The sequence below is a fragment of the Moorena sp. SIO4G3 genome, assembly GCF_010692305.1.
GTDB classification, from domain to species: Bacteria; Cyanobacteriota; Cyanobacteriia; order Cyanobacteriales; family Coleofasciculaceae; genus Moorena; species Moorena producens_A.
This window is the reverse complement of sequence record NZ_JAAHIG010000024.1, coordinates 1-24,965: the sequence shown is the minus strand read 5'-3', so window position 1 is coordinate 24,965 and position 24,965 is coordinate 1. Positions and strand designations below refer to the sequence as shown.

Genomic DNA, 24,965 nt, shown 5'->3' with positions numbered 1-24,965 from the left:
GTAAAATTATAGTAGTTAAGTTACTCTACCCCCACAACTAGTATAATTTTACAGTATTTATCAATGGAGTGAGGTATAAAGTTCTGGTTTTTAGGGAGTATGCAACAAAAATTATCACTATTTCGACACAGATTGCTATAGTGCGAGCGCTCCCCCAATTTGTTATAATTATAACTATAATTAGGGCAGTTTAACGATGACACTAACTACCGATACAGAACCGAACAAAAATCAAGAGCCAGAACCAACATTAACTGATGTAATCCGAAAACTTGATCAGCTTTCAGATGAAGTTAAAAAGTTTGATGAAAGATTTAGCAATTACCAGCAAGCCACACAATGGGTAATTCAGTTAGCGTTTGGCTTAATTGCCAGTGCTACTGTTATCGTGATTGTGAGTAATGTTTTAAAATAACTCGTAAGCATTCAGCGGTCAGCTAATGCGCTACTTGAGATGCTACTTGAGGTGCTATAGCGTTTCTAGGACTCATGAGGTACACATTATTTTTTACTTCTTCCCTCTTCCCTCTTCCCTCTTCCCTCTTCCCTCTTCCCTCTTCCCTCTTCCCTGCTCCCTGCTCCCTGCTCCCTGCTCCCTAAAAACCAGAAATTTGTACCTCACAAGTTGTAGAATTGCTATATCAGCTATTAGCATTAACCTAAGGTGCTTTTGAATAGGCGTTGCAGCACCGCCAAAGGGGGTTCCCTCCATGAGCAACTGCATCAATAAAACAGGTAACCATGTGTTAAATCTGAGTTAAATCTGCTGACGGCTGTTCGCGCACGCGTGAGCTTTTAGCTCACGGCTGACCGCTGATAGCTGAATGCTTACAATAACTCAATACTCAAATAAGAAGTACTCTAATTTAATAAAGGTAACTCTTTACCTCTAGCTTGGTAATCTTCTACCAAAAGCTCTAACACGTCTTTAGCATTTTTGAGAGCCTCTTCGTAGCTGCTGCCATGGGTATGAGCATAGGGACCAAATTCTGGCAAACTAGCAATGTAGGTTTGGTCTTGGTCTGACCATTGAATTAAGATACTATAGTGGTTTTTCATCTGTATTTATTTCTGTAAATTATCTAAGTCTCTGAGTATATTTTTAACAGCTTTTTCTTGGTATCTATTAGCGTCTTCTCCATCTTTACCAGAGAGAATCAGACTATAGTTTAATAAAGGATGACTCCAAACTGTGTGACTGCCTTTACCTGAACGATAAGAGAAACCCGCTTTTTTTAGCATTGATTTTAGTTCTCTGATTTTCTTGGGCATTTAATTCTTTTGGATCCATAGGAAGTATGTTATAGTTATTGGCATGGTTCAAAAAATAAGACAATTAAAACAAATGTTGCAGAAAGCAGGATTTACGCTCTTGCCTAAGCGGGGAAAAGGTAGTCATTCTTATTGGGTTCATCCACGAATCACAAATCCTGTAGTTCTGTCTGGTAAAGATAGTAACGATTCCAAGCCTTATCAAGAGAAAGAAGTGATAGAAGTACTCAAAGAACTGGCACAATTAGAACAGGAGGATCAATCATGAAATATAGCATTTTAATTCAATGGTCAGAGGAAGATAACTCTTATGTTGCTAGTTTACCTGAATGGGGTAATTATGCTCGCACCCACGGTGATACCTATGAGGAAGCTCTTGAAAATGCTAAGGAAGTTTTAGAGGATTTGGTGTACGCCTATAGCCAAGTTAATAAAGAGTTACCAACTCCAAAGATACTAGAGGTAGCCTGAAATTATTCTAAAAGTGAGCATTCACCTATTAGCTTAAGGCTCGTGCGCTTTCCCTGTTCCCTGTTCCCTGTTCCCTGTTCCCTGTTCCCTAAAATCCACAAATTCCGTACCTCATAGCTATGATAATTGCTACACATCTTCATACAAAGCTTCAATACTAGTCCTAAAATCAACAGTTTCTAGATGAATCTCACTGCCCGGATAATAAAATTGCAATGTCCAAACTCCCTCAGAATTCCGGCGAAAGCAATCTAAGCGTTGACGGTTTTGGCTAATTAAAACATATTCCACCAAGGTCTCTAATTGTTGATAGTCCGAAAATTTATCACCCCGGTCAAAGGCTTCAGTTTTCGGAGATAAAACTTCTACAATTAAGCAAGGATATTTTTTATAATTAGTCAATTCTCGGTCTCTGGCATCGCAAGTCACGAAAACATCAGGATAATAATAACTATTGGATGCTTCGACATAAGTTTTCATATCTGCCATATAAACCCGACAGCCACTGCCCCTGACATGATTTCTTAAGGCTGAAGCCAGGTTAAGGGCAATAGTAACATGAGCATCACTCGCGCCAGCCATGGCATAGACTTCTCCATCACTATACTCGTGTTTGATGGCACTATCTTCTTCGTAGGATAGATACTCTTCTTTGGAAATGTAATTGGGGCTTTTATCAGCAATCATGACAGTTTCAAGAGAGTGACACTATTAGTATAGAATAAAGGTAATAGGGAGTAGGGAGTAGGGAGTAGGGAGTAGGGAGTAGGCAAGAGGCAAGAGGCAAGAGGCAAGAGGCAAGAGGCAAGAGGCAAGAGGCAAGAGGCAAGAGGCAAGAGGCAAGAGGCAAGAGGCAAGAGGTAAAAAATCCTGTGTACCTCATAATTGGTAGAAACGCTATAAAACTCTCAAAGTCCCCCAAAGTTGGGGGATTTAGGGGGCTTTACCAAAACCAGACGATCGCGCATTCATACTTCAATTCAGTAACGAAAACAAATACCAATTGAAGTCTGGTGGGCAAAGTAATCTAATCTAAACGACTCAAAAATAACCAAACTTTATTTGCCCACCCTACAAGAATACCAAGAGTAAATAATAATAATTGAATTATGGTGGGCAAAGTCATCTAATATAAACCACTCAACACTAACCAAACTTTCTTTGCCCACCCTACAAGCTATGGCTCTTTCTAATTAACCGTTTCAATTCATAATCCCGACTAAAATTTCCAGCAACTCGGTTAGCTCTTCTGGGACGAGGTAGCGCTTGGGGTCTTGTTGTATAGAACGTTCTTGGCGATTAAAAGTACCGAAACGCCAGTCTTCTCCGGTGGTAACAATGCCGTACAAAATTCTCTGGTCAGACTCGATCCACTGATCAAGGGCAACCAACTCCACCGCCAGTTGAGTGAAGCCCCGTACCAGATCAGATTGTTTGGCTTCGATCACAATCACGTTATGGTTAGCAATGTAATAATCTAAGGTTCCCCGCAGGTGTTCGCTAACAGCAATAGAATATTCAATGTAAATGCGGTGATTAGTTAGATCCACTACTTCAAACAGAATTGGTGCGATCAAGGCTTCGCGACGGGCAGTTTCGTTGATCAGCTCGATGCGCTTGCGGTTACGCTGGAGTTGGTGCAGCAGGGGTTCAATAGCAGCAGTGAAGGGTTGACGGGGAAGATCGATATGCGATCGCACAAGGGTACAGTCAAATTCAGCCAAGATATCTTCTAGGGTAAAGGGAAGATCAAAATATTGGCTAAAGCTGTAAGGTTGTCCAGTTTTAAGAATGCGGCGGCGGTTCATTTGTGGTTAGTCTTCCTTGGTTTTGAGGAAATTCGGAGCAGGGACTTAATAGCAATAGTAAAGAAAGCAAGCTACTTTTTTATGTTATGATAAATTACCAAACTTGCTCATAAACTTTTTATCAAAAAACTACCTATATTTTATCCTTAAACATCCTAAAGTAACTGGAAATAATATCCAAAATAATTGCTTAGCAAAAGTGTTGTAAATCATAATAAGTATAGCAATTTTACGACTTGTGAGGTACAAATTTATGGTTTTTAGGGACTTCGGAGCAGGGACTGAGGCCGTTGGCCACGCTACGCGAACGGAGCAGGGACTTCGGAGCATGTAAGAGGGAAGAGGAACCCACCCCTAACCCCTCCGAGGAGGGGAAGGTAAGAGGGAAGAGGGAAAAAATAATGTGTACCTCATGAGTCCTAGAAACGCTATAAATCCAAAAAATACCAATTAAAGTAGGCTGAGCAAAGCCATCTAATCTAGTTCCCTACTCCCTACTCCCTACTCCCTACTCCCTGTTCCCTGTTCCCTGTTCCCTGTTCCCTGTTCCCTGTTCCCTGTTTCCTATAAAAATACTTTTGTCAACCCCTCATAAGGCGATATACTAAAATTTAAGCATATTTTTAGATTTCTAATGAACTCCTCAAAACCATCCATCCAATTCTTTGACGGTATTTATGAACAGCTGAGTGACGTCAGCCTCAGAAAAAACCGACGGTCAGGAGCCCGCATCGTCTTGATGACCTTTGAAAAGTTAAAGGCTATTGAACAATTCAACAGTTATAGAAACCGATTTTCTCAATCAATGGTCTTAACAGACGAAGAAGGGGTCATTAATATGACTCCATCCTCAATAAAATTTCGCTTCGGTGGTCCAGAAGGAGATGACCTAGCAGGAGTGGAGTGTAAAGTTGAAATTGATCAAGACGACCACTGGGAACGCTTCATGCGCTTCATGAATCGGTACGCTGAAGCCAACGGCATGGCTTACGGTGAAACCAAACCATCTACTGAAGGATAATTTCCCATCCTAAACCTTTCCCCCCGTCTTCGGGTTCCGTTCCAGGTTAACCTAAGCCATAAGTGTGCTATCAGACACGATATCAAGTATCAAGGATGACCTATGAAAGTCGCAATTACTGGAGCAACAGGATTTGTCGGTAGGCGCTTAGTGGAGCGTCTACAGGAAGAAGGACATCAACCCTTAATCCTAACCCGTGACTCAGCTAAAGCTAGGAAGCAATTTCCTAATCTAGAAACTATTACCTACACTCCCACCGAATCAGGGGATTGGCAAAATGCGATCGCAGGCTGTGATGGTGTAGTCCATTTAGCCGGAGCCCCCATTGCTGAGGAGCGCTGGACACCAGCCCGTAAACAGGAAATCCTCAATAGCCGCCAATTAGGGACCCAAAAAATAGTGGAAGCGATCGCTCTTGCTGACCCTAAACCCACGGTATTAGTAAACGCTTCTGCCATTGGTTACTACGGCACTAGTGAAACAGTCACCTTTGATGAAACAAGTCCTGCTGGAGACGACTTTCTGGCAGAGGTTTGTCAAGCCTGGGAAGGGGAAGCCCAGAAAGTCAAAGAAGCTGATGTGCGACTAGTGATTCTGCGCATCGGAATAGTTTTGGGCAATGGCGGTGCCTTAGCCAAAATGATACCCCCCTTTCAAATGTTTGCTGGAGGGCCAATCGGTACCGGTCGCCAATGGTTTTCTTGGATTCACCGAGATGACTTAGTCAACTTAATCATAGCTGCCCTAACCAGACCAGACATGGAAGGGATTTTCAATGCCACAGCCCCCAATCCTGTCTTGATGTCTGAACTATGTAAAGCCATTGGAGATGTTCTCAATCGTCCCTCCTGGCTACCAGTTCCCAGTGTTGCCCTAGAAGCCCTGCTGGGAGAAGGAGCCACAGTAGTCTTGGAAGGTCAACAGGTGCTACCCAAACGAAGCACTAGTTATGGATGGGAATATCAGTATCCCACAGTAAAACAAGCTCTAGTAGACATCTTGAAAACTGAAAACTGAAAATTGAAAATTGATCACAATTAACAATTAACAATTAACAATTAACAATTAACAATTAACAATTTCTGAATGACTCATGACTATAACTACTAAGGTGTTGCAGTCATGGCATTAGTGGGAGTCGGAGGAAGTTCCTCTTCCTCTATCTGAGCCTGAACCCGTTCTACTCTAGCACCAAGTTGTCGGAGTTTACCCTCCAAATCGTCATAACCCCGGTCTAAATGACGGAGTCCCTGAATCGTAGTTATTCCTTCTGCCGCTAACCCAGCTACCACAAGTGCAGCAGATGCTCGTAAATCCGTACCCACTACTGGTGCTCCCGACAACATTGGCACACCTCTGATAATCGCATTATTCCCTTTAACCCGGATATCCGCCCCCATGCGATTCAATTCAGCAACATGACGCAGCCGATTTTCAAAAACCGTTTCGCTCACCACACAGTTTCCTTCACTCAGAGCCAGCAACGCCGTAAACTGGGCTTGCATATCCGTAGGAAATCCAGGATAAGGCAAAGTTTCAATATCCGTTGCCCTTAGTTTATTAGGAATAATTCGTAAGCGATTGGGTTCCTCAACCATCACCTCACTACCAATTGCCCGTAGCTTAGCAATCACAGCAGTTAAATGTTCCGGTATTACTGGGTAAAGGCTCAGTTCAGAGTGGGTAATTGCCCCAGCTACCAAGAAAGTGCCAGCCTCAATCCGGTCAGGAATAATTGGGTAATCCACTGAATGTAAACTAGAAACCCCAGAGATACTAATAGTTTTAGTACCAGCACCACTAATTTGAGCTCCCATCGCTCGGCAGAAATTCGCCAAATCCACCACTTCTGGCTCTTGAGCCGCATTTTCAAGGGTGGTTTCCCCTTCTGCCAGAGTCGCTGCCATCAGCAGAGTTTCCGTTGCGCCGACACTGGGGTAATCCAGGTAGATTTTCGCCCCCTTTAGCTTGTTGTTACCTGTGCCTTTCACATAAGCATTGACAATGCCATGCTCAATATGAACCTGAGCCCCCATAGCTTGTAGACCCCTGACATGGAGGTCTACAGGTCTAGCACCAATCGCACAGCCACCAGGGAGTGGTATCCGTGCCACTCCCAATCGGGCTAGCATCGGACCGAGGATAAAAAAGCTAGCTCGCAGCTGGCTAACCAACTCATAGGGAGCTTTTGATTGTCCGATATGGCTGACATCTAGATCTAAGATGTCACCATTGCGTTTGAGCTTGACTCCCACAGCAGCAAGAATCTGGCTCATCCGCTCGATATCTACTAGGGACGGGACATTACGCAGTCGGCAATCTTGAGAACACAGTAAAGCCCCTGCCATAATTGCCAAGGCAGAATTTTTAGCTCCACTAATTTTTACCTGTCCGTGGAGAGACGCTCTACCCCAAATCTTGAGAACCGATTCGTTTTCCTGGGACAGAGATTGTGGATGTATCGGGCTTTGAGAGTGATTGATGGGTCTATCCTCCAAAATCATTGTAATTTCTGGCGAAATGTTAAATTTGGTTTTGATTTTACCTGAAACTTTATAAATGTCTAGTTTTCCAAGTATCTTGATCGAATGTAAGGTTTTCCACTATACTCAGTAGTTGGCAATCTAAACCGGGAAATTTCCAGATTTGCGGCTATCGACAAGTTTCTTGTCCAACTCAGGTAAGGGGTCTCCCGTTATACCCGCCCATGAAGCGCGGGAGGGGAATTACCTGACGGGGTCTCTTGGTTTTGGTATAATAGATTGATGGCGGTTGGACTGCCGCTAAATGGCTGTGGTAAATCGATACAGGATATCGAGGAACAGTAAGTCTCATTCGTGAGGAGAGACAAGCCTACATCATAATCTTTGATTTGATGTAGGAGTAGTCACAATCCCAGTAAATGCTGTATACTATAAAACCGGTGAGCTAAAAGAGCAAGCCCACTAGCAATCCTAAGTTGAATCATGGATCGTGACAGTTCTGAATCAGAACTGACCACCATCGGAATCACCAACGATTGCTATAACGCCAACAAAAGCGGAACTGGCGGAATTGGTAGACGCGCTAGATTCAGGTTCTAGTGTTCGCAAGGACTTCCGGGTTCAAGTCCCGGGTTCCGCATAATTAACCAGACTTGTATGCTGACAAGCACTAAGAATCCCCTAGTCAAGGAAATTCGCAAGCTGCACAGAGTAAAAGGGCGTCGGCAGCAAGACCTGTTTCTGTTGGAGGGAACCCACCTGTTGTCAGAAGCCTGTGCGGTAGATTATCCCCTAGTCACCCTCTGCTATACACCAGAATGGCTTGACGCTCATCCACAACTATCCCAAGATGCTTCGGTTCGGTCTCAAAGAGTCGAAGTAGTAAGTCAGTCTGTACTAAAAGCGATCGCTACTACAGTTGAGCCAGATGGAGTGATAGCCACAGCAAGCCGTATTCCCCTTTCCCCGAAACCCCTCAATTCCCTATCCCTAGGGCTAGCCCTAGAAACTATACAAGACCCAGGAAATCTTGGAACAATCATTAGAACTGCGGTAGCCGCTGGTGCAGAAGGATTGTGGCTCAGTTCCGATAGTGTAGAGCTAGATAATCCTAAAGTGTTGCGAGCCTCAGTCGGTCAGTGGTTCCGTCTGCCCATAGCAGTTACCCCGGATTTGCCCACCCTCGTAGCTCAAGCTCAAGCTCAAGGCATACAAGTAGTGGCCACAGTACCAGATGCTAAGGTCAGTTACTGGGACATAGATTGGCGCTGTCCTAGCTTAATACTCCTGGGCAATGAAGCAGCTGGACTTAGAGAAGACTTAGTAAACACCGCAGATCAGCAAGTTAAGATTCCCCTGATGCCAGGGGTAGAATCCTTAAACGTAGCGATTGCTGCTGCCTTGATGTTGTACGAAGCGAAACGGCAACTTGAACTCTCCACGGGTTAAAACCGCGTGGATTCTAAGAGTCGTGTCACTTCGCGGGTTAAAACCGCGAAGTGACACGACGCTTACGATACCCTAAATACTAACTGCAATAAGTTAAGCATCGATTTTAGTCTCGATCTAAGAACAGACTTGTCGTTCTAGTTTGTCGGAAAGTAAATCTTAGGAAGAATCTCAAGACATTCCTCAGCCCTCCCCAAGGACCGTAAATAAACAGATTTCCAGAAAGAGAGCCTTTGGCTCGTAAACTATCGACATATATCCATTCGGTTACTGTTGCTGGTGAAAGCAACTGACAGTAGTGAAACCCAGCGGATGCTTTAATCCAGTAGTTTATTGGGGTCTTGAGTACGGTAGACCGAACTTGAAGGGCTTTGGGCAAGCTATTTTTAGCCTTCTTATCCTCCATGAGATAGACAAACTTTGGATAGTTATAAAGCCATAATGGCCCGGCAGCGATCACGGGAATAAAATCCTCTCCCATCACCATCTCAACCCCTAACCGCTCGAACTGTAATCGCGCGGATTCGCTAGCATTATCAATTGCCCATTGATACACATGCTGGTTAATTTCTGCCCCCCGCGAAGGACCGTCTGTCTCGTTATAGTCAGGGTGGGGAACCCCAGCATGTTTCCAAAACTTCTGTCGCGAATTGAGCTTTGTCCGCAAAGAGAAAGCTGCGATCGGAAATAAGCCTGTATCTAAGGCATCGAGAATACCGTATAGCGCTTGGGTCACGCTGGTAATGGTTAACTTACAGGGTTCGTGCCCGTTACATTGATTGCGAATTTGGGGTAAGTGAACTGGCAAAATTGAAGAAGAGCGATGAAAGCTATCGATCGCATTGAGTTCAAAATGATCAATCCCTGGTGGTAAATCTTTTGAACCGGCCATAATCTCATTGGCGTGATCTTGAATCCAAGGAGAGAAAGGAGTACAGCAGGGATCGGTGCGGGTATTATCGTCCTGACGGTTATAACAGGCAGGTTTGAAACCGTTATATCCTTCATCGATGAAGGCCTTAATGATTGGCTCCAAAGTTTGCTTGGTTGCTTTGCGCTTATTTGCCAGGAATTCTGTATGTACTTCACTAGGAGTTTCAGGTAATTTAGTGCGTATAAAGTGATACACAAGCTCACCGACTTTCTTGTGTATTGTATCATCGTCTACCTGGGGTGTTAGATCGAAAGCCTTTACGAAAGAAGTGGCTGGTCCAGAAGCAAACTGCATGTGGGTAGCTTGGTCGATTGTAACAACTGGAAAGTTGTCGGGATCGCTGCTTTCAGATGGATTTTCCTGCTGATACCAGTAAGCTGCCGCAATTCGAGTAATGCGAGCTAAACCATCTAACGTACCGCCAATTGTCAGGACAGGGACTGGGTAACAAATAATTGTGTGCCCGTTATTATCTAGATTAGAAAGATTCCATTTCCCTAAAAATGACCCTGTCAGTATCAGCCCCTTTGCTCGTTCGGGATAGGCTTTGATATATTTTTGAATTGCAATTCCGCCGACAGAATGAGCGATATAGAACAAATTAGCAGTCTTGGGCATACCAGCTTTTTTCATGGCCCGGAGGGCCTGGTTGACCGCCAATCCCGTCTCCCGAGGAATGGGAGACTTACCCAGAAACCGGGGCAACCCTACCCAAATTTGTAGATCGGTAGATGCGTCTTGAATGGCTTCAGCCACTGGAACATAACGATCGACAGGAATTCCTTCTCCCTGAATGTAAATCACTCCAACGGTAGGTCCGGTCTTGTCAAACTTCGGCTCTAGAACAATCGGCTTGCCAGTGCAGTTAAATCGATAGGCAAGCTGAATCCCCGCAACAAAGATGAAGAGGAAGCTCACAACAGCTGTAGCAATCCACAGGGCTAATGTTATGTTTTCGCTGAACTTGCCTGTTGTTAAGATTGTCAATCCTGCTAACAGTGCCGTGGTAATGAACATTGCCAGGCTTAACGTTGTTCCTAACCAAAATAAACCAGTAAACCAGTTGCTAGGTTTACTAAGGTTCTCTTTTCGACAAACTGCATTGAGCCTCAAGAGGAAAATCAAGCTAATCACGAAAAATATCGGTCCAGTAATTCCCCCTGGGAAATAGGATCCGGTAACGATCCAGGTGCCGATATGAAAAACGCCATTTAAAAGCTCGACAATACCCCAAACCCACATCAAGGTAAAGCCAAGCTTTGTTCCTTTCTCAGCTGCTGGAACCGAACCGAGAATTAATCCTATAAGTACATAGTTAAGGGAAGCAAATAAATCTGCGCCGATTTCAAAAATGGGAAACCAAGGAAATATCTTGTGAATCGCCTCGCTCATCGGAGCAAATTTCAGGTATAGTTGGCTTACAGTTTCTTCAATACTGTGAGCCACCTGAAACAAGCCTAAAAACCAAAAACTACGGGCAATCTTTAAGGGTTTATTATTAGACATTATCTGAGGCTCATTTCGTTTTTTCTTGCTAGGAATTCAAAGAAATTAATACCAGTTTTGGATAAGCTCAAACGATCGATCGATCATTATTCCTTTATTTAAAACTGGGTGAAAACATAATTATTTGGTTGGATCGAGATCCTTAAATTACTCACAGTCGTATTGAATTGTCTTTATCAACCGCTCTGTGGACATACATGATACCTTTACCATAGAAGACCAAAGAAATAAATCTGAGCAACCATACCCATATTCAGGAAGATGACGGCAGTAAAATGCCACCATTGGTTAAATGTGGATTCAGCGACAACACCCTCAATTACCCCACCTAGCATTAATAAAATTGGAGCAATGCCTGCTAAAAAAATCGGTAGATTGGCGGCTACAAGAGCTGATTTAAACAGGAATATATAAGCCACAAAGTTGACAAGGGCATTGATGATAAACACCACCAGCATTGATACCGCTAGAGGAAAGACTGGCTGACCATTAAAGTTAAAGGTAGCCTTTGGATTTTGGGGACCAATGAACGCGATGACACCACTAATAATCGCGAATAATAAAGTAATTTTGTTGATTCCAAAGACACCTAATGAAAAAGCTAAAAGCCCTGCACCTTGCATGAAGAACAATAGCTTATAGGCCACTTCACGCAACCATTCATTATTGAAGTCTCTAATCTCGAAATCTGTATCAAGGGGATTTTTAAAAAATACGACTTGCCAGCCTTCATATTCATGCATGGTAATCCCCATTAGCCCTCCAAATGTTTGCACTAGGGGAGCGAGCAAGAGCAAAAATACCTGCATGTCGCTGCCTAGAAGCGCCTCTAGTTCACTGGAATGCTGGAAGATTAGGAAAGACAGAATAAACGTAGGTACGAATGGTAGCCAGTGAACGAACTCAACCAGATTAAGAATCCAGACACGAGCATATTTAGCTAGGTCGTGCTTTTCAAGATAAGTTTTAGGAGCAGGTTTTTGCCATTCCCAGCCAGGCGGTGGATAGTATCCCAAGCTGGGGTTATTATCTTGAGTATTATTATCGTTAAAAATAGCTTTTTCAGACATTCTAAAACGCAATTTATTTCTATTAATGGATTTTATCCGATTTTTTTTTGTAAAGCCTAATATTCTGTAAAATGTTTACTAAACGTAATATTGTAACTAGTCAGGCAAGTATATTACGTTTAGCATATCGCGCTGGTCTAAGTAGTCGGACATAAATAAACTAGCAATTCTCATCTTGGGAAATAGGTGTTCAAATTGTGGAAATGCGGGGTAGTGCATCAGAGCTGACTGCCGGACACAAGTGCCTCAAAGCCTGATTATGCCTGGGTGATGGGATGCAGGTTTTGAGGGGAAGGTCTCAGACAACTGGTAGAAAAGAGCGATTGACCTTTGCTCACGCTACGGGAAGGCCAGACTCGATCAAAAAGGGTAGAGGGATATGCGAGGCTAGAGTCACTACACAACCAGCCCATCGGAGCATGTCCAACTCTACCCAAATTCATGATCAACTGTTAGACTTTCTGTGTCAATACAGCAGCTACCCTCGATCTGCGCCATCTAAAAACCTTAGCCTGGATGGTGAGTGCCTTAATTAGCANGGGACCTCGTGACGCTGACCGCACGGACGCTGGGCGTCCTGCTCTCCAACGGCGACGGGACCTACGACGAGCCGCTCGCCCGCACGCACGCCGCGGGCGCGCTGGCCGACCTCGACGGGGACGGGCGGGAGCAGTTAGAACAAAAAATCAATCAGCTGTTTGACAAAGTTACTGACATTTTGGACAGTCCTCAGATTACTAATGCCCTAGAACAAGCTGAACAGGGTATGGGGACAATTACTGACAATCTCGAAAAAGTGTCCCTTAAACCAGCCTTTCAAGTGGTGGTGACCAAAAGCAATGACTTGGAGAAGGAGTTAAAAGCGGTTGATGTCTCTACCCTTAGTACCCCGGTTAAAACCGCACTAAAAGTGGGAACAGAAGTAATTAAAGCGGTGGATGTTCCGGGTGTCGTTAACCCTGAGTTGAAAGCTGCCTTTGATGAGATTTTAGCTCCCTTAGACAATATTGTGGCTTTGATTGAAGGGGAATTTAATAAAATTAACGACCAAATTGAATCGTTAAAACCTGGTACTCTGGTGGTTGATTTTCTCGACCCCTATCTTACTCCTCTCGTGGATAAATTAAATGAATACAAGCCTTCTATACTTCTTCAACCAGTTAAAGACTTTTATGATAATATACTTGACAAACTAGAAGTGATTAATCCCAAGCAATTGTTGGATTTGTTAGAAGAATTATACCAAAAATTGTTAGGGGTGATTGAGTCCTTATCCCCCACAATTATCACAGATTTCCTGAACCAGCAGCTGACAACTGTCAAAACTCAGCTAGATAATTTACCTGTCGAGAAGCTTGTGGAGAAAGTGACCGATGGTTTGAGTCAAGTAGATAAGCTGATGGCGAATATCGGGTTGTCAGATGTCCTAAAGTCAGATTTTTGGAACACTTTGCAGGAGATATTGAGCTTCAATTTTACCGAAAAAATTCAAGAGGTTGAGAAAATCCGAGATGGGATCGTGACCCAGGTGAATGCAGTTGATGAAAAGGGTTTGACACAGCAATTGCAGGAACTCCAAAGAGCGATCGCAACTTACACCACCCAGACTCCCGATGATCTAGCAACCGATGGCGTTGCCGGACAAGTGACAGCTTATCAGCAGGTGGTAGCAACTCTAGAAGCACCACCACCATTAGCTAACTTGCCAACTCCACCAGCAGAAATTGCTGTAGATTATGAAGATTTGCGAGAACGCTTGGAAAACCTTTATCAAAACTTTACTGCAATTTCCCCCCAAGAGGTTCTCGAACAAGTCAATACTATCGTTACAGACACCACTAGACTCCAGGGGAATGAGAGCCAACGCGATCGCTTGCAGGAAAGTGCCAACCGCACTTCTCCTCAGCAGGTAATTGCTCACTTCAAGCAAGTTATTCCCGATGAACTCAACCGACAGATTGTCAATCCTCTGGGGGAAATTCTCCAGGCTTTAGACAAATTACTAGAGCAGCCTCGTACTGTTCTTGGTGACATTGGCAATGTGATCAAAATTATCGAGGAGGCTCCGAAACGATTAGTGGAAATTCTCAGCAAGGTTGCTCAGACCCTAGGGGACCAAATTCGTCAAGCAATTAATGCGGTTAAGAATGCTATTGACAGTCTGACTAATGAGGTGGTAACAGCAATGGAAGCGACATATCAAACAATTTTGGAAACCTTAAAGTCTCTGAGGCCGAAGCTACTGCTGAATTCCTTTGATGAGAGTGACTTTAAAGATATTGATAGTTTAATCCAAAAACTTGCTCAACCCCAGGATAACGTTTCTGAGTACATCAGTAGTAAGCTTTCTGAGACTACTAAATTGTTGCTAAAGGCGAAGACAGAAGGAACTAAACAAGCGGTGATTCGAGAGTTGAATAACCTGCTGCTCCAGGAAGACTTCTACAATGGGCAACGGTTTGAGGAAGTAACCTTGACTACCGAGGTTAAAGCGTTAAGTTTAGGTGACTATAAAAGTGATCTGGTTCACTTTAACCGTTTGTTACTCGAAGCGAGTTATACCCAAGACCTGATTGTGATGAATATGGAATCAATTTTTCCTTATTTAAAAGACAAGCTCAAAGAGATTTATCCGCAAACCATTGTTGATGAATTAGACCAGTTACATGGAAATATCATTCAATTATTAAGAGACATCCCTCAGGCAGTAGGTGATGCTCTAGATAGCCAGTATCAGGAAAAAGTAGTACAAAAGACCGAAAAATTGCGAGAAGCGATTAAGAATCTTTTTGAAGCACTGGGGCAACGGCTTGAGCAGCTAAAAAGTGAACTGGATATTGGTTTGGAAGATGTGGCTGATTCTTTTGATCGCTTGTTGAATGCTTTGCCGGTTTAGTTAGGGAATAGGGAATAGGGAATAGGGAATCGGGAATAGGGAATGGGGAATGGGGAATGGGTAATGGGTAATGGGGAATGGGTAATGGGTAATGGGTAATGGGTAATAGGTAATGGGTAATGGGTAATGGGTAATGGGTAATGGGTAATGGGTAATGGCTAATGGCTAATGGCTAATGGGTAATGGCTAATGGGTATTAGGTAATGGGTAGTAGGTATTAGGGAGGGTAGTGCTATGTTAAGTTGATCTTGATCGCTAATTTTCCCAATTCTCAATTCTCAATTCCCAATTCCCAATTCCCGATTCCCGATTCCCGATTCCCGATTCCCAATTCCCGATTCCCGATTCCCAACTCCCCATCACCTATTACCTATTACCTATTACCTATTACTCATCCCCCATCACCTATTACCTATTACCCATTCCCGATTCCCGATTCCCGATTCCCCATCACCTATTACTCATCCCCCATCACCTATTCCCGATTCCCGATTCCCGATTCCCGATTCCCAATTCCCGATTCCCGATTCCCCATCACCTATTACCTATTACCTATTACCTATTACTCATCCCCCATCACCTATTACCAATTACCGATTCCCGATTCCCGATTCCCGATTCCCGATTCCCGATTCCCGATTCCCGATTCCCGATTCCCGATTCCCCATCACCTATTACCTATTACCTTGATGTTAAAAATTGCTTACACCATTAAAATTGGTAGCGTTGTCTGTAAAGCCGGGCAACAAACCCAGCTGATTGAGTTGCGATCGCATAGTGAGTTAACTATTCCGGTTAATACCTGCTGTCTTGTTCTCGGATTGCCACAGGGTTTAACTATTAGCCCAGAAGATCTGGTATCGGTGGAATTGGGCTATGAGAATAAGCAAACGTTAGTCTTTACCGGTAAGGTTAGTAGGGTAGACTGGAGCATTGACCGTGTCAGGATTGAGGCGGCCAGCACTTTTGGCAGTTTGACCGCAGCTCGGTTAAATCGGCTTTACGAAAAACCCCATGCTGGGGATATTGTCAAAGATATTCTGAAGAGGGGCAAGGTGAAGGTGGGGCAAGTGGAGAATGGTCTGAAATTTTCGGTCTATGGGGTGGGAGAGTTGAGGTCAGCCTATGACGAGCTCCAAACTTTAGCACAACAATGTGGCTTTGATTTCTATGCCAACACCCAAGACAAAGCGGTATTTGCTAAATATAAACCTGCCAGTACCCATCAATTCAACTATGGGGAAGACATTCTGGCCTTGGAATTGGAGCAACCCCATCCTGGGGTTGAGAAGGTGGAAATTTACGGGGAAAGTCCCAGCAGTCAAGGACAAGGAGAACAGGCGTACTCTTGGCTTACGAAAAAAGAGGTTAAGGGTACTGCTGGTTCCGGTTCTGGTTTTACGACTCTACGACTGACTGACCCCACAGCTCGTACCCAGGCAGTTGCTCAGAAAATGGCTGAGGCGGTTTTGGCTAAGCAGCGCCAGAAGCAACGGGGTGAAATTAAGGTGCTAGGTAATGCTAATGTCAAGCTAGGAGATGAGATCAAGGTGTCAAAAATGCCGATGGCTACCCTGAATGGTAGCTTCAAAATCACGGGAGTAAGCCACCGTCTCAATCGCCGTAGTGGTTTTTGTACTGTAATTGATTGGGAGGAAGTGTGACAGACTCGATTGTTGGAGTAATGCAGAAGGTTGCTCGGCAGGAAGCACGTAAAGTTTACACTACTGAGTTGGGCATTGTGACAGCGGTGTTTCCCCATACCTCTGAGAGTGACAAGGACAACTACCAATGTTCAGTCAAGTTAAAGAACAAAAAACAGCCAGACGGCAAAGACTTTGAATTGCGCAAAGTGCCAGTAGCAACCCCCCATTTAGGACTGGTTAATATTCCCAATGTGGGGGATTTGGTGTTGGTTACCTTTATTGGCGGTAATCTCAATGCTCCTGTGATTATTGGTCGCCTCTACAATGACGAAGACCAACCCCCTGTCAACAAGGAAAAGGAATTCTACCTACAACATAACCTGAAAGAGGGGGGTAGTTTGAAAATTGATCAGGAGGGGGTAGTTACTGTTACTAGTAAAAATGAGAAGCAGGTGATTACTGTCGATGATGAAAAAATTGATCTCACCAACGAAAAGTGCCATGTCACCCTGGAAGGAGGAGATGCTACCCTGAAAAACGAAAAATGTACCGTGGCTTTATCTGGTGGTAATATCACTATTGATAACGGCACCTGCAAGATTAAAGTTGAAAGTGGAGGCATCACCATTGATGCTGCCAGCTCTAATGTCACGGTTAAAAGTGTAGGTTCGATCAAGATTGGGGATGCAAGTACGGCTTCTGTACAAGTTGGTGGACGCTTACCGGCTAATGCGGTTGGTGATAGTGACGATATTATTCTGGCTACCCACACCCATGTGGGTAACCTCGGCGCTCCCTGTCCGGTGATGGTGCCAACAGAGAAGATTAATTCAATTCAGGCCAAGGCGAGAAATACCAAGGTGGGGTAATGGTTAGAATCAAAGGGGCAAACAGCGATTATCAATTTAAGGATGGCTCAATTCAGGAGGTAAAAGGAGACCATCCTGTTTACCTCAAAATTTTCCTCTGTCCTTATGATATGCCTAGCCCCATTGAGGAACCTGATGAAAATGGTTGGTGTGAGGGCACAGATGAGCAATGTCCTCATGGTAAAAAGAATGGTGAAAAAAGTCCTGGTCATGCTCTAATTTGTTTACATCAAGAGGATGGTATTTCCCTAGAAACGAATAATAACGTAACGGCAACCGGACCCCTGGTGGCTGAGAAGGGAATTGTTGCTAAGCAGGAAATTGTTGCTGAGGAGAAAATTGTTGCTAAGAATAAAATTGTTGTTGAGAAGGGAATCACGATTAAGGATGAGCTGGTGTTGGATATCTCAGAGGCAAAAGCGGGGCTTGTGATCACGATGAAGGGAGAGGAAATTTTACGCCTTAATATTTCTGAGCAAGGTGATATCGAATTATCCCCTCTCAATCCATCAAAAACTCTTAAAATTAACGGCAATTTGGAGGTAACTGAAGGCTTAACGGTTGCCGGTAAGGAGTTACCAATTTAGGTAATAGGTAATGGGTAATAGGGAATCGGGAATCGGGAATCGGGAATCGGGAATCGGGAATGGGTAATGGGTAATGGGTAATGGGTAATGGGTAATGGGTAATGGGTAATGGGTAATGGGTAATGGGTAATGGGTAAAGAATATTATATTATTTTACTGTAGACACTATATCCCTCTTCTGTCACTCTCCGGAATCAATGAGTAACAAATAAGCCATATTATCCAGAATACAAAAAGGTTTGACATTGATTAATTTCCCTAATGAGCTGATTTAATCCCAGCAATAAATTGGTATTAGGTAAAATATCTAACCATGGAAAAATGACCCACAACATCATAATTGGTTGAATTAGTAAACGCAAATTGTTTAAGACATTCTTCCATCCATCTTCATGATTCCATTGTTGATGATTACTAACCTCCACATCATCAGTGTCTGTGGCCTCATTTTCTACTTCTGGAGATTTATTTAAAGATAAAAAAGCTGGAGATTTTAAACTAATCATTGTATATACACAAAAGATTATTTCCCACCACTTCTGTATCTCTTTAAATTTAGTAAAGCGATAATCTGTCCATCCCAACTCCTGTTTGCACTGGCGAAAACCATATTCTACCCATGTTCTTAACCCATACAAATTCCCTAAAGTTTTCTTGAGATTACCGGTTAGGTTTGTCATCACAAAGGAAGTGGAATTTTCTGGCATTGTTTCTGGGTCTGTGGTTATTTCCCAGTAAGTTACTGCTCTCCTTTTTCCATAGACTATTTCCCTAATGTATCTAATTTCTGATTTTTGATTACTAAATGTTCTGGTAAATTTACACCACCTGTTCGCTCTAACCGTCTGTTCGGATGGCATCCAAACCCCATGATTACTCCTAATTGCTACTACATAAGACAGTCTACATTCCTCTAATTTCCTAATAAATTTACTACTCTCACCATACAAACTATCTGCTAATACTAGTTCAATATTTAATCCTTCATCTACTAGCTCTTCGATTATTTCTGAGGCTAAATCTATTTTGGTTTTGTACTTATCTTCTTGTTTTAGTGTTCCTCTTGCTTTAAAGATTTTAACGACTAAGGGAAACGTTATATTTTTATACAATCCGTAGGCATTCACTGATACTATTCCATTATCTATTTTCCCGACACTTCCTAAATATTGTCTGGCTACATAGTCGGTCTTATTGCCCTTTTTTCTATCTCCGGTTTCGTCAATTATTAATTTGATCGCTCCTCCCTTTAATTGACTTTTTATTTCCTTGATTCTTCGCTTTTTAAGTTCTTCTACTGACCAAGGAGAATTGGCGATAAAGTGATGTAGTGATTGGGCCGATTTTATCCCTACTACTTTGGCTATTTCTGGTAATGATTTTCTTTTTATTGGTGAGATTATTCCTAAGTGTAAATACTTGAAACACTCATAATTTCTTACTTCTTTAAATAAATCTTTGTAGGTCTGACAATAAGAGTCTATTACCGATACTGTCAGCTGGGGGTCTCTTGGTAAATGTTTGAGAACTTGTAGCTCTACATCCATTGCTGTGTCTACCTTGTACAGTTTGATTTTTTTCTTTCTCTATTCATTATACTCGGAAAGTGACAGAAGAGGAATATAGCATTTATCGTAGTTATGAGGTACGGTTATCAACCTCAAAGTCCCCCTTATTAAGGGGGATTTAGGGGGATCAATTTGTCCCTGATGGGATATAGAATTGCTCTAATTAGAAATAGAGGAGATTAATGAAATCACAACTTCAAGAAGCGGTCAACATTGCTCATATCAGTCAAAAAAATACCAATTAAAGTAGGGTGGGCAAAGTTATCTTATCTAGAAGACTCATGTGAACCAAAATGTTTTTGCCCACCCTACAAGCTTGTTTTTCAAATCAGAGGATATCTGAAAAGTTTTTTGATACTGAACTTTGCCCCCCTAGCCCCCCAATTCTGGGGGGAACAAGAATCCATTTATTGCTAAAAGTCCCCCAAAATTGGGGGATTTAGGGGGCTTGAATGTAGCAAATGATACTTCTCAGACAACCTCTCAGAATCAGACCTCAAAAACTGCTGCCGAACTCTCATTACTTATAGCAAGTATTATAGCTATGAGATACAAAGGGATCCCCCTAAATCCCCCTTAAAAAGGGGGACTTTGAGGTTGAGAAGCGTACCTCACAACTGCCAATAACGCTATATAACCTATTACCTATTACCTATTACCCATTACCTATTACCTATTACCCATTACCTAACTATGGGATGGTTTTTATTTCAACTATCCGTTGACTCCTGGACCACCTTTGTAACTTGTTCAACCTCTAATTCTAAAGCTTGGGCAACTTGTTCTACGGTTAACCCCAACGCTAACAACCGAGGTATGGACTCTAATTTGGCTTGAATTTTACCTTCAAGTCTCCCTTCTTGTATACCTTCAAGTTTACCTTCTGCTAAAGCTTCCTGATAAACTTTGGTTTGCCGTAAATCACTTAAGCTAAACATTGCTTCTATCTCCGTGCGACTGAGTTTGGGTAACTTATACACCAGTATGGTCTCTATTAATTCTAGAAATTCTGTTCTTTGTCGTTCATTCTCGATCTCCTCAGTTGTCCGTTGAATCAAGTCTTGAGCAAGTGCGATCGCAGCTTCTTGTTCGGTAACAATTAGCTGTACTGTGGCTATACCCACCGATGGTGCAGATATCTCGGCTAATTCATCGAGATAAATCCGAGATACCCTTGGGGAATCGAGTAATTCTTGATATTGTTGAGTATCTTGGTTCTCCACATTGCGGCTAGGGTAAATCACCACACCACGCCAATCATTGCTGAGTTCAGTTTGGTCTAAGTACAGGAAGATTTCGCTAAAAAAGCGGGCGTAAAGTTGAGAGTCTCCCTGAAATTCGACTTCCACAAAATAAATCGGTTGTTGGGTTGTGGTAGTTTTCGGCAGGAAGACCCCATCAATATCAATATCAATTCTATAGGCTAGTTGTTTGACTTCCACAGAAGCGAATTGATAACCAAGTGCCTCAGTAGGGGCCTGGTTAATTAATTCAAAGAAGATGCTGGGAAAAGATTGGAACAGGCGATAGAAGATGGTGTCGGTTTTCACATTCAGCTCATTACTTAACTATACCTAGTATAACCATAATAGTAATGATAATCGGAATGGGGAATGGGGAATGGGGAATGGGGAATAGGTAATGGGTAATAGGTAATGGGTAATAGGTAATGGGTAATGGGTAATAGGTAATGGGTAATAGGTAATAGGTAATGGGGAATGGGGAATCAAGGAAACCTGCCCCGGTTTGACCATAGGGCGGGTTGAGTGAAGTTATCATTGAGCTGCCAAGTATTGGGCGAATCCGCCTTTATATCGTTGTATGATTGGAAAACAATTGCGATCAGCGCAAGCTGCTGCCCTAGGCAATCGCTACAGGTTCTTGTTGATGAAACCATTGAGTGCGATCGCAAAATTCCCCATTCCCCATTCCCCATCAGCGATCAGCCATCAGCCATCAGCCATCAGCGATCAGCCATCAGCCATCAGCCATCAGCGATCAGCCATCAGCCATCAGCGATCAGCCATCAGCCATTACCTATTACCCATTACCTATTACCCATTACCTATTACCCATTACCTATTACCCATTACCCATTACCTATTACCCATTCCCGATTCCCGATTCCCCATTCCCGATTCCCGATTCCCCATTCCCGATTCCCCATTCCCCATCACCAAATGGAAAAAGATTTATTATTCACTCGCCGCCACAGCGGACAATTAATTTCTGAGCGACAAGTAGTAGACCTTCAAAGTGTCAATCGTGACTTGGCCACAGCGACAGGTTTAGATAATTTGGCTCAGGCAATTCTCAATCGCCTTTACACCCGTAAAGGGGAGCTGGCGGCTTTGGGACATCCCAATTATGGGTCACGGCTCCACCTGTTAGTGGGTGAACAAAATAATAATCGTCTTCGCTCCCTTGCTAATCTGTATATCCGTGAGTGTCTAGCTCAGGAACCTCGGATAGAAGAAATCAAGGCCATAGATTTTGAACCTCCCTCTCGTCAGCAACGTTATACACTCGTAGCAACTGTAATCCTTAAAGCTGTAGGCCAGGAAACACCCTTGACCCTGAGCTTTTCCCTACCTGGAGGGTAATTTGATGGTTTTTGAGAAAAAAGGCTTTGCTCAACTGTTCGAGGCCATGCAGAGTCGCACTCCTCCCACACTAACTGATTTTCAAGAAGGCAGTGTGGTGCGCACTCTATACGAGTCCTTTGCTTGGGAACTCGCCGTCCTCTACGAGCAGATGCAACGGGTATATGTCTCTGGTTTTGTGGATACCGCCGAAGCCATTGACCTTGATAAAGTTGTTGCCATTTTAGGCATTAAGCGGGGAGAACCGGACTATGCTACCGGAAACGTTACCTTTACGCGAGATATCGGCATTGATGAAGATATTTTTATTCCCAAAGGTACACTAGTTACTACGGAAGATACCCAGGATTCTCCGAAAAAAGCCTACGAGACCATTGAAGAAGGGAAGATTGCCAAAGACCAAACCACTGCCCAGGTGAGAGTCCAGGCTCTACGACGGGGTAAAACAGAGGAAACTGAAGCTGAAACCATTGTGGTGATGCCTCAGCCGGTAGTGGGGGTGAAGTCAGTTAATAATGAAGAAACCCTGCGATTTACCGGTAAACTACAGGAGAGTGACGAACAACTGCGCCAACGAGCCAAGCAAGCCCTGCTGGCGACTAGTGGCGGTAATACTACTTCCATCCGGAATGCTCTGTTGAGTTTACCTGGGGTGCGGGAAGTGCAAGTTAGAGAAAACTTTCACTTCCCTAGGGGCAAGGTTACTGTGAGTGGGTCCGTTAGTGAAGAGCTTAAGGTTCCCAAAGGGACACCTATGACACTCCAAGTCTCAGAAACACAAACTAGAGACTATCACACCACTCAAGAAGTGATGCTCTCAGGTCAAAATCCAGCAGTGGACGTAGAGATAGAGGCGGGGATTCCTGGAGCAGATGGGGAAGTTGAGGCTGGTGCAACTTGGAAAGAGTTAAAGGTTGGTAGCAACACTCTTACGGTTACCAATGATAAGGCTATTTCACAACGAGACTTTGGCATTATTGAAATATTCGTTGATGGCATTGATTTTACAGATCTTGAGAAAGTTAGTCAGCTCAAACAGGAAATTGACCGAGTTAAGGCAGCTGGGATCTACCCATTACTTAAACCGGCGACAGCGATAAATGTTGATGGGGTATTCCAAATTGAACTCCAACCAGAACTGAAACTGTCTCCAGAGGAACGGCTACAGTTGGAAGAAAAGGTACAGCAGACAATTATCTCCTACCTCAAAGAGCAAAAAATGGGTCAACCCCTGCTCATCTCTCAACTCACGAGGAAGATCCTAGGCTGTAACGGTGTCAATGATTTAGTGGATTTTACCCTCACCACCAGTATCCGTAATTCAGCAGGCATTGAAGAGTCTCGCCAGCACTATCAATCCTCCAAAACGCCAGTGAAACGGCATGAGGTGGATATCTTAGAAAAGTTCACCCCCCACTTGGTTCGCGTTGCCTCAGAAATCAAACCCCTGCCTGTAGCCTTACAAATTAAGGCTGAAGCACTAGATGACCAGAAACAACAGGCAATTGAACAAGCCCTACAACAGTATTTTGCTGACTTCAAACCATCCCAGAAAGTGGTTAAAAGTGATATTCAAACTAGTATTAAAAACGATAATATAGAAGAAATCACGTTAATTCCCTCCTTCTGGCAACCAGGGATTACCTTTGATGGCGAAACCGTTAATGTCACGTTTGTGGAGCAGGCTCAGCTCAGTTCGGTATTTCTCTATGAGAGATTACTCACCATTACTGGAGCCTTGAAATTAATCCTACCGGTTAAAGTTACCCAACAAGAAAAGCAGCAAATTTACCAACAGGTTCGGGAGCAGGTTAGTGCTTATCTTGATCAACTCCAACCAGAAGAAAATATTCAACTTGAGCAGCTGCTTGACAAGGCAAAAACCGTAGATTCAGTGCTAGATCTTAATTGGAAACTGGAGGATTTTCGAGTTCTGGATGAAGACAATAATGCTGAGGATAGAATTGACCCAGACCAGAAGCAAATTCAGGTAAGAAAATTTGAAAAAACTCAGTTAGGTGATGCTGATAAGTTTATCATTACCAGCGATATCCAGGTTGTTGAGGTTGCGATCGCTACTTTGAATTTAAGGCTGACTCCGGCGGTTGCGGTTCCCGAAACTGTTGACCCAGCACAACTTAAGAGCGCTATGGAAGCAGCAATTAGGAGTATTGTGACTCCCTCTCTGTTGCGGCAGTTACCCAAACTAGCAGTAGGAGAAAATCTGGATTATGACCAATTGCAAACTCTCCTACTGATACAGATTAGGACTAAGGCAGGCAATCTGACCCAGGAAACCCTTCAGGGTTTTATTCCTGCCGATAGCCAAGCTTCACAGCAAAATCAGGAGAAGTTAATGGAAGCACTCCGAAGCTTTCTCCGAGACTCTAACTACAGGATTGATCAGCTGGAACTCACCGCTAAAGCTAGCTCCTATCAGCAAGATATTCCCATTGCGATTGTAGAACGGGCTGAGATTGAGTTACAAGTGCCGTCTACTTTGGAAATTGTGATTGAAGATAAGTAATAGGTAATGGGTAATAGGTAATGGAAAAACGCGGCAAAACCACCAGCATCACCAATCGGTTTCCTCACTTCTATGACGGAGCCAATGTTGAAAGTTTGCTCTACCAATTTATTGATGTCTTTGGCTCCTTGCTAGAGCAAGGGGAAACCGACTTGCTCGGTGTGATGCGTTCCCATCATGTGGATACCGCTGACAATGAAGGGTCTGATTCCATCCTTTCCAGCGCTAGCCAGCAGCTGACCATCCCCGCTAAAT

At 43.4% G+C, this 24,965-nt stretch carries 24 protein-coding genes and 1 tRNA gene; 14 read left to right on the top strand and 11 right to left on the bottom strand.

Annotated elements, in window-relative coordinates; all coding sequences use genetic code 11:
• Window positions 1-196: 196 nt before the first annotated feature.
• Window positions 197-415: a hypothetical protein gene (locus F6J99_RS07305; RefSeq protein WP_293112355.1), complete on the top strand. Its 219-nt coding sequence runs from the start codon at window positions 197-199 to the stop codon at window positions 413-415.
• A gap of 446 nt (window positions 416-861) precedes the next feature.
• Here F6J99_RS07305 and F6J99_RS07300 read toward each other — a convergent pair whose 3' ends face one another.
• On the bottom strand, window positions 862-1,059 hold the full coding sequence (locus tag F6J99_RS07300; RefSeq protein WP_293112354.1) for a type II toxin-antitoxin system HicB family antitoxin: 198 nt from the start codon (window positions 1,057-1,059) through the stop codon (window positions 862-864).
• Between the two features lie 6 nt (window positions 1,060-1,065).
• A complete protein-coding gene (locus F6J99_RS07295; RefSeq protein WP_293112353.1) occupies window positions 1,066-1,272 on the bottom strand; it encodes a type II toxin-antitoxin system HicA family toxin in 207 nt (68 codons plus the stop codon).
• A 43-nt stretch (window positions 1,273-1,315) separates the two neighbouring features.
• On the opposite strand from F6J99_RS07295, the gene F6J99_RS07290 reads away from it, so the two are divergent.
• Window positions 1,316-1,540, top strand: coding sequence for a type II toxin-antitoxin system HicA family toxin (locus F6J99_RS07290; RefSeq protein WP_293112352.1), 225 nt, complete (start codon window positions 1,316-1,318; stop codon window positions 1,538-1,540).
• Window positions 1,537-1,743, top strand: a complete 207-nt coding sequence (locus F6J99_RS07285) for a type II toxin-antitoxin system HicB family antitoxin (RefSeq protein WP_075898394.1) — start codon at window positions 1,537-1,539, stop codon at window positions 1,741-1,743. The genes F6J99_RS07290 and F6J99_RS07285 overlap by 4 nt, the downstream gene beginning before the upstream one ends.
• Window positions 1,744-1,872: 129 nt before the next feature.
• Here F6J99_RS07285 and F6J99_RS07280 read toward each other — a convergent pair whose 3' ends face one another.
• The 3 genes from F6J99_RS07280 to F6J99_RS07270 form a co-directional block, all read right to left on the bottom strand.
• Complete coding sequence (locus F6J99_RS07280) at window positions 1,873-2,430, bottom strand: Uma2 family endonuclease (RefSeq protein ID WP_293112351.1); 558 nt, start codon at window positions 2,428-2,430, stop codon at window positions 1,873-1,875.
• A gap of 7 nt (window positions 2,431-2,437) precedes the next feature.
• Entirely contained in the window at window positions 2,438-2,626 is a 189-nt protein-coding gene (locus F6J99_RS07275) for a hypothetical protein (protein ID WP_293112350.1), read from the bottom strand.
• 319 nt (window positions 2,627-2,945) lie between these two features.
• Window positions 2,946-3,551, bottom strand: a complete 606-nt coding sequence (locus F6J99_RS07270) for a hypothetical protein (protein WP_293112349.1) — start codon at window positions 3,549-3,551, stop codon at window positions 2,946-2,948.
• A 634-nt stretch (window positions 3,552-4,185) separates the two neighbouring features.
• On the opposite strand from F6J99_RS07270, the gene psb28 reads away from it, so the two are divergent.
• Both psb28 and F6J99_RS07260 read left to right on the top strand, forming a co-directional pair.
• The gene (gene psb28, locus F6J99_RS07265; RefSeq protein ID WP_070394010.1) at window positions 4,186-4,572 is read left to right on the top strand and encodes a photosystem II reaction center protein Psb28; all 387 of its coding nucleotides are present in this window, start codon (window positions 4,186-4,188) and stop codon (window positions 4,570-4,572) included.
• 102 nt (window positions 4,573-4,674) lie between these two features.
• A complete protein-coding gene (locus F6J99_RS07260) occupies window positions 4,675-5,589 on the top strand; it encodes a TIGR01777 family oxidoreductase (RefSeq protein ID WP_293112348.1) in 915 nt (304 codons plus the stop codon).
• A gap of 89 nt (window positions 5,590-5,678) precedes the next feature.
• Here F6J99_RS07260 and murA read toward each other — a convergent pair whose 3' ends face one another.
• On the bottom strand, window positions 5,679-7,076 hold the full coding sequence (murA, locus tag F6J99_RS07255) for a UDP-N-acetylglucosamine 1-carboxyvinyltransferase (RefSeq protein WP_293112347.1): 1,398 nt from the start codon (window positions 7,074-7,076) through the stop codon (window positions 5,679-5,681).
• A 535-nt stretch (window positions 7,077-7,611) separates the two neighbouring features.
• Here murA and F6J99_RS07250 point away from each other — a divergent pair.
• Window positions 7,612-7,695: transfer RNA gene (locus F6J99_RS07250), tRNA-Leu, on the top strand.
• Between the two features lie 17 nt (window positions 7,696-7,712).
• Window positions 7,713-8,504, top strand: a complete 792-nt coding sequence (locus tag F6J99_RS07245) for an RNA methyltransferase (RefSeq protein ID WP_293112346.1) — start codon at window positions 7,713-7,715, stop codon at window positions 8,502-8,504.
• A 106-nt stretch (window positions 8,505-8,610) separates the two neighbouring features.
• Here the strand turns inward: F6J99_RS07245 and F6J99_RS07240 are convergent, their stop codons facing one another.
• Window positions 8,611-10,944, bottom strand: a complete 2,334-nt coding sequence (locus F6J99_RS07240) for an HXXEE domain-containing protein (RefSeq protein ID WP_293112345.1) — start codon at window positions 10,942-10,944, stop codon at window positions 8,611-8,613.
• Between the two features lie 206 nt (window positions 10,945-11,150).
• Complete coding sequence (locus tag F6J99_RS07235) at window positions 11,151-12,014, bottom strand: hypothetical protein (RefSeq protein WP_293112344.1); 864 nt, start codon at window positions 12,012-12,014, stop codon at window positions 11,151-11,153.
• Window positions 12,015-12,732: 718 nt separating this feature from the next.
• On the opposite strand from F6J99_RS07235, the gene F6J99_RS07230 reads away from it, so the two are divergent.
• The 4 genes from F6J99_RS07230 to F6J99_RS07215 all read left to right on the top strand — a co-directional run bounded on the left by F6J99_RS07230 (window position 12,733) and on the right by F6J99_RS07215 (window position 18,012).
• The gene (locus tag F6J99_RS07230) at window positions 12,733-14,910 is read left to right on the top strand and encodes a hypothetical protein (RefSeq protein ID WP_293112343.1); all 2,178 of its coding nucleotides are present in this window, start codon (window positions 12,733-12,735) and stop codon (window positions 14,908-14,910) included.
• A 248-nt stretch (window positions 14,911-15,158) separates the two neighbouring features.
• Window positions 15,159-16,574: a hypothetical protein gene (locus tag F6J99_RS07225; RefSeq protein ID WP_293112342.1), complete on the top strand. Its 1,416-nt coding sequence runs from the start codon at window positions 15,159-15,161 to the stop codon at window positions 16,572-16,574.
• A complete protein-coding gene (locus F6J99_RS07220) occupies window positions 16,571-17,425 on the top strand; it encodes a phage baseplate assembly protein V (RefSeq protein WP_293112341.1) in 855 nt (284 codons plus the stop codon). The genes F6J99_RS07225 and F6J99_RS07220 overlap by 4 nt, the downstream gene beginning before the upstream one ends.
• Complete coding sequence (locus F6J99_RS07215; protein ID WP_293112340.1) at window positions 17,425-18,012, top strand: hypothetical protein; 588 nt, start codon at window positions 17,425-17,427, stop codon at window positions 18,010-18,012. Before F6J99_RS07220 ends, F6J99_RS07215 begins: the two co-directional genes overlap by 1 nt.
• Before the next feature lie 218 nt (window positions 18,013-18,230).
• Here F6J99_RS07215 and F6J99_RS07210 read toward each other — a convergent pair whose 3' ends face one another.
• The 3 genes from F6J99_RS07210 to F6J99_RS07200 all read right to left on the bottom strand — a co-directional run bounded on the left by F6J99_RS07210 (window position 18,231) and on the right by F6J99_RS07200 (window position 21,359).
• Window positions 18,231-19,559, bottom strand: coding sequence for an IS701 family transposase (locus tag F6J99_RS07210; protein ID WP_293112339.1), 1,329 nt, complete (start codon window positions 19,557-19,559; stop codon window positions 18,231-18,233).
• 731 nt (window positions 19,560-20,290) lie between these two features.
• The gene (locus F6J99_RS07205; RefSeq protein WP_293112338.1) at window positions 20,291-21,130 is read right to left on the bottom strand and encodes an Rpn family recombination-promoting nuclease/putative transposase; all 840 of its coding nucleotides are present in this window, start codon (window positions 21,128-21,130) and stop codon (window positions 20,291-20,293) included.
• A 10-nt stretch (window positions 21,131-21,140) separates the two neighbouring features.
• On the bottom strand, window positions 21,141-21,359 hold the full coding sequence (locus F6J99_RS07200) for a hypothetical protein (protein ID WP_293112337.1): 219 nt from the start codon (window positions 21,357-21,359) through the stop codon (window positions 21,141-21,143).
• Between F6J99_RS07200 and F6J99_RS07195 the strand changes: the two genes are divergently transcribed.
• The 3 genes from F6J99_RS07195 to F6J99_RS07185 all read left to right on the top strand — a co-directional run.
• Entirely contained in the window at window positions 21,359-22,183 is an 825-nt protein-coding gene (locus tag F6J99_RS07195; RefSeq protein ID WP_293112336.1) for a GPW/gp25 family protein, read from the top strand. The two genes, F6J99_RS07200 and F6J99_RS07195, sit on opposite strands and share 1 nt — an antisense overlap.
• A 4-nt stretch (window positions 22,184-22,187) precedes the next feature.
• Window positions 22,188-24,710: a baseplate J/gp47 family protein gene (locus F6J99_RS07190; protein WP_293112335.1), complete on the top strand. Its 2,523-nt coding sequence runs from the start codon at window positions 22,188-22,190 to the stop codon at window positions 24,708-24,710.
• 20 nt (window positions 24,711-24,730) lie between these two features.
• Window positions 24,731-24,965, top strand: a 235-nt coding sequence (locus F6J99_RS07185; RefSeq protein ID WP_293112334.1) for a hypothetical protein, incomplete at its 3' end; no start/stop codon positions are given.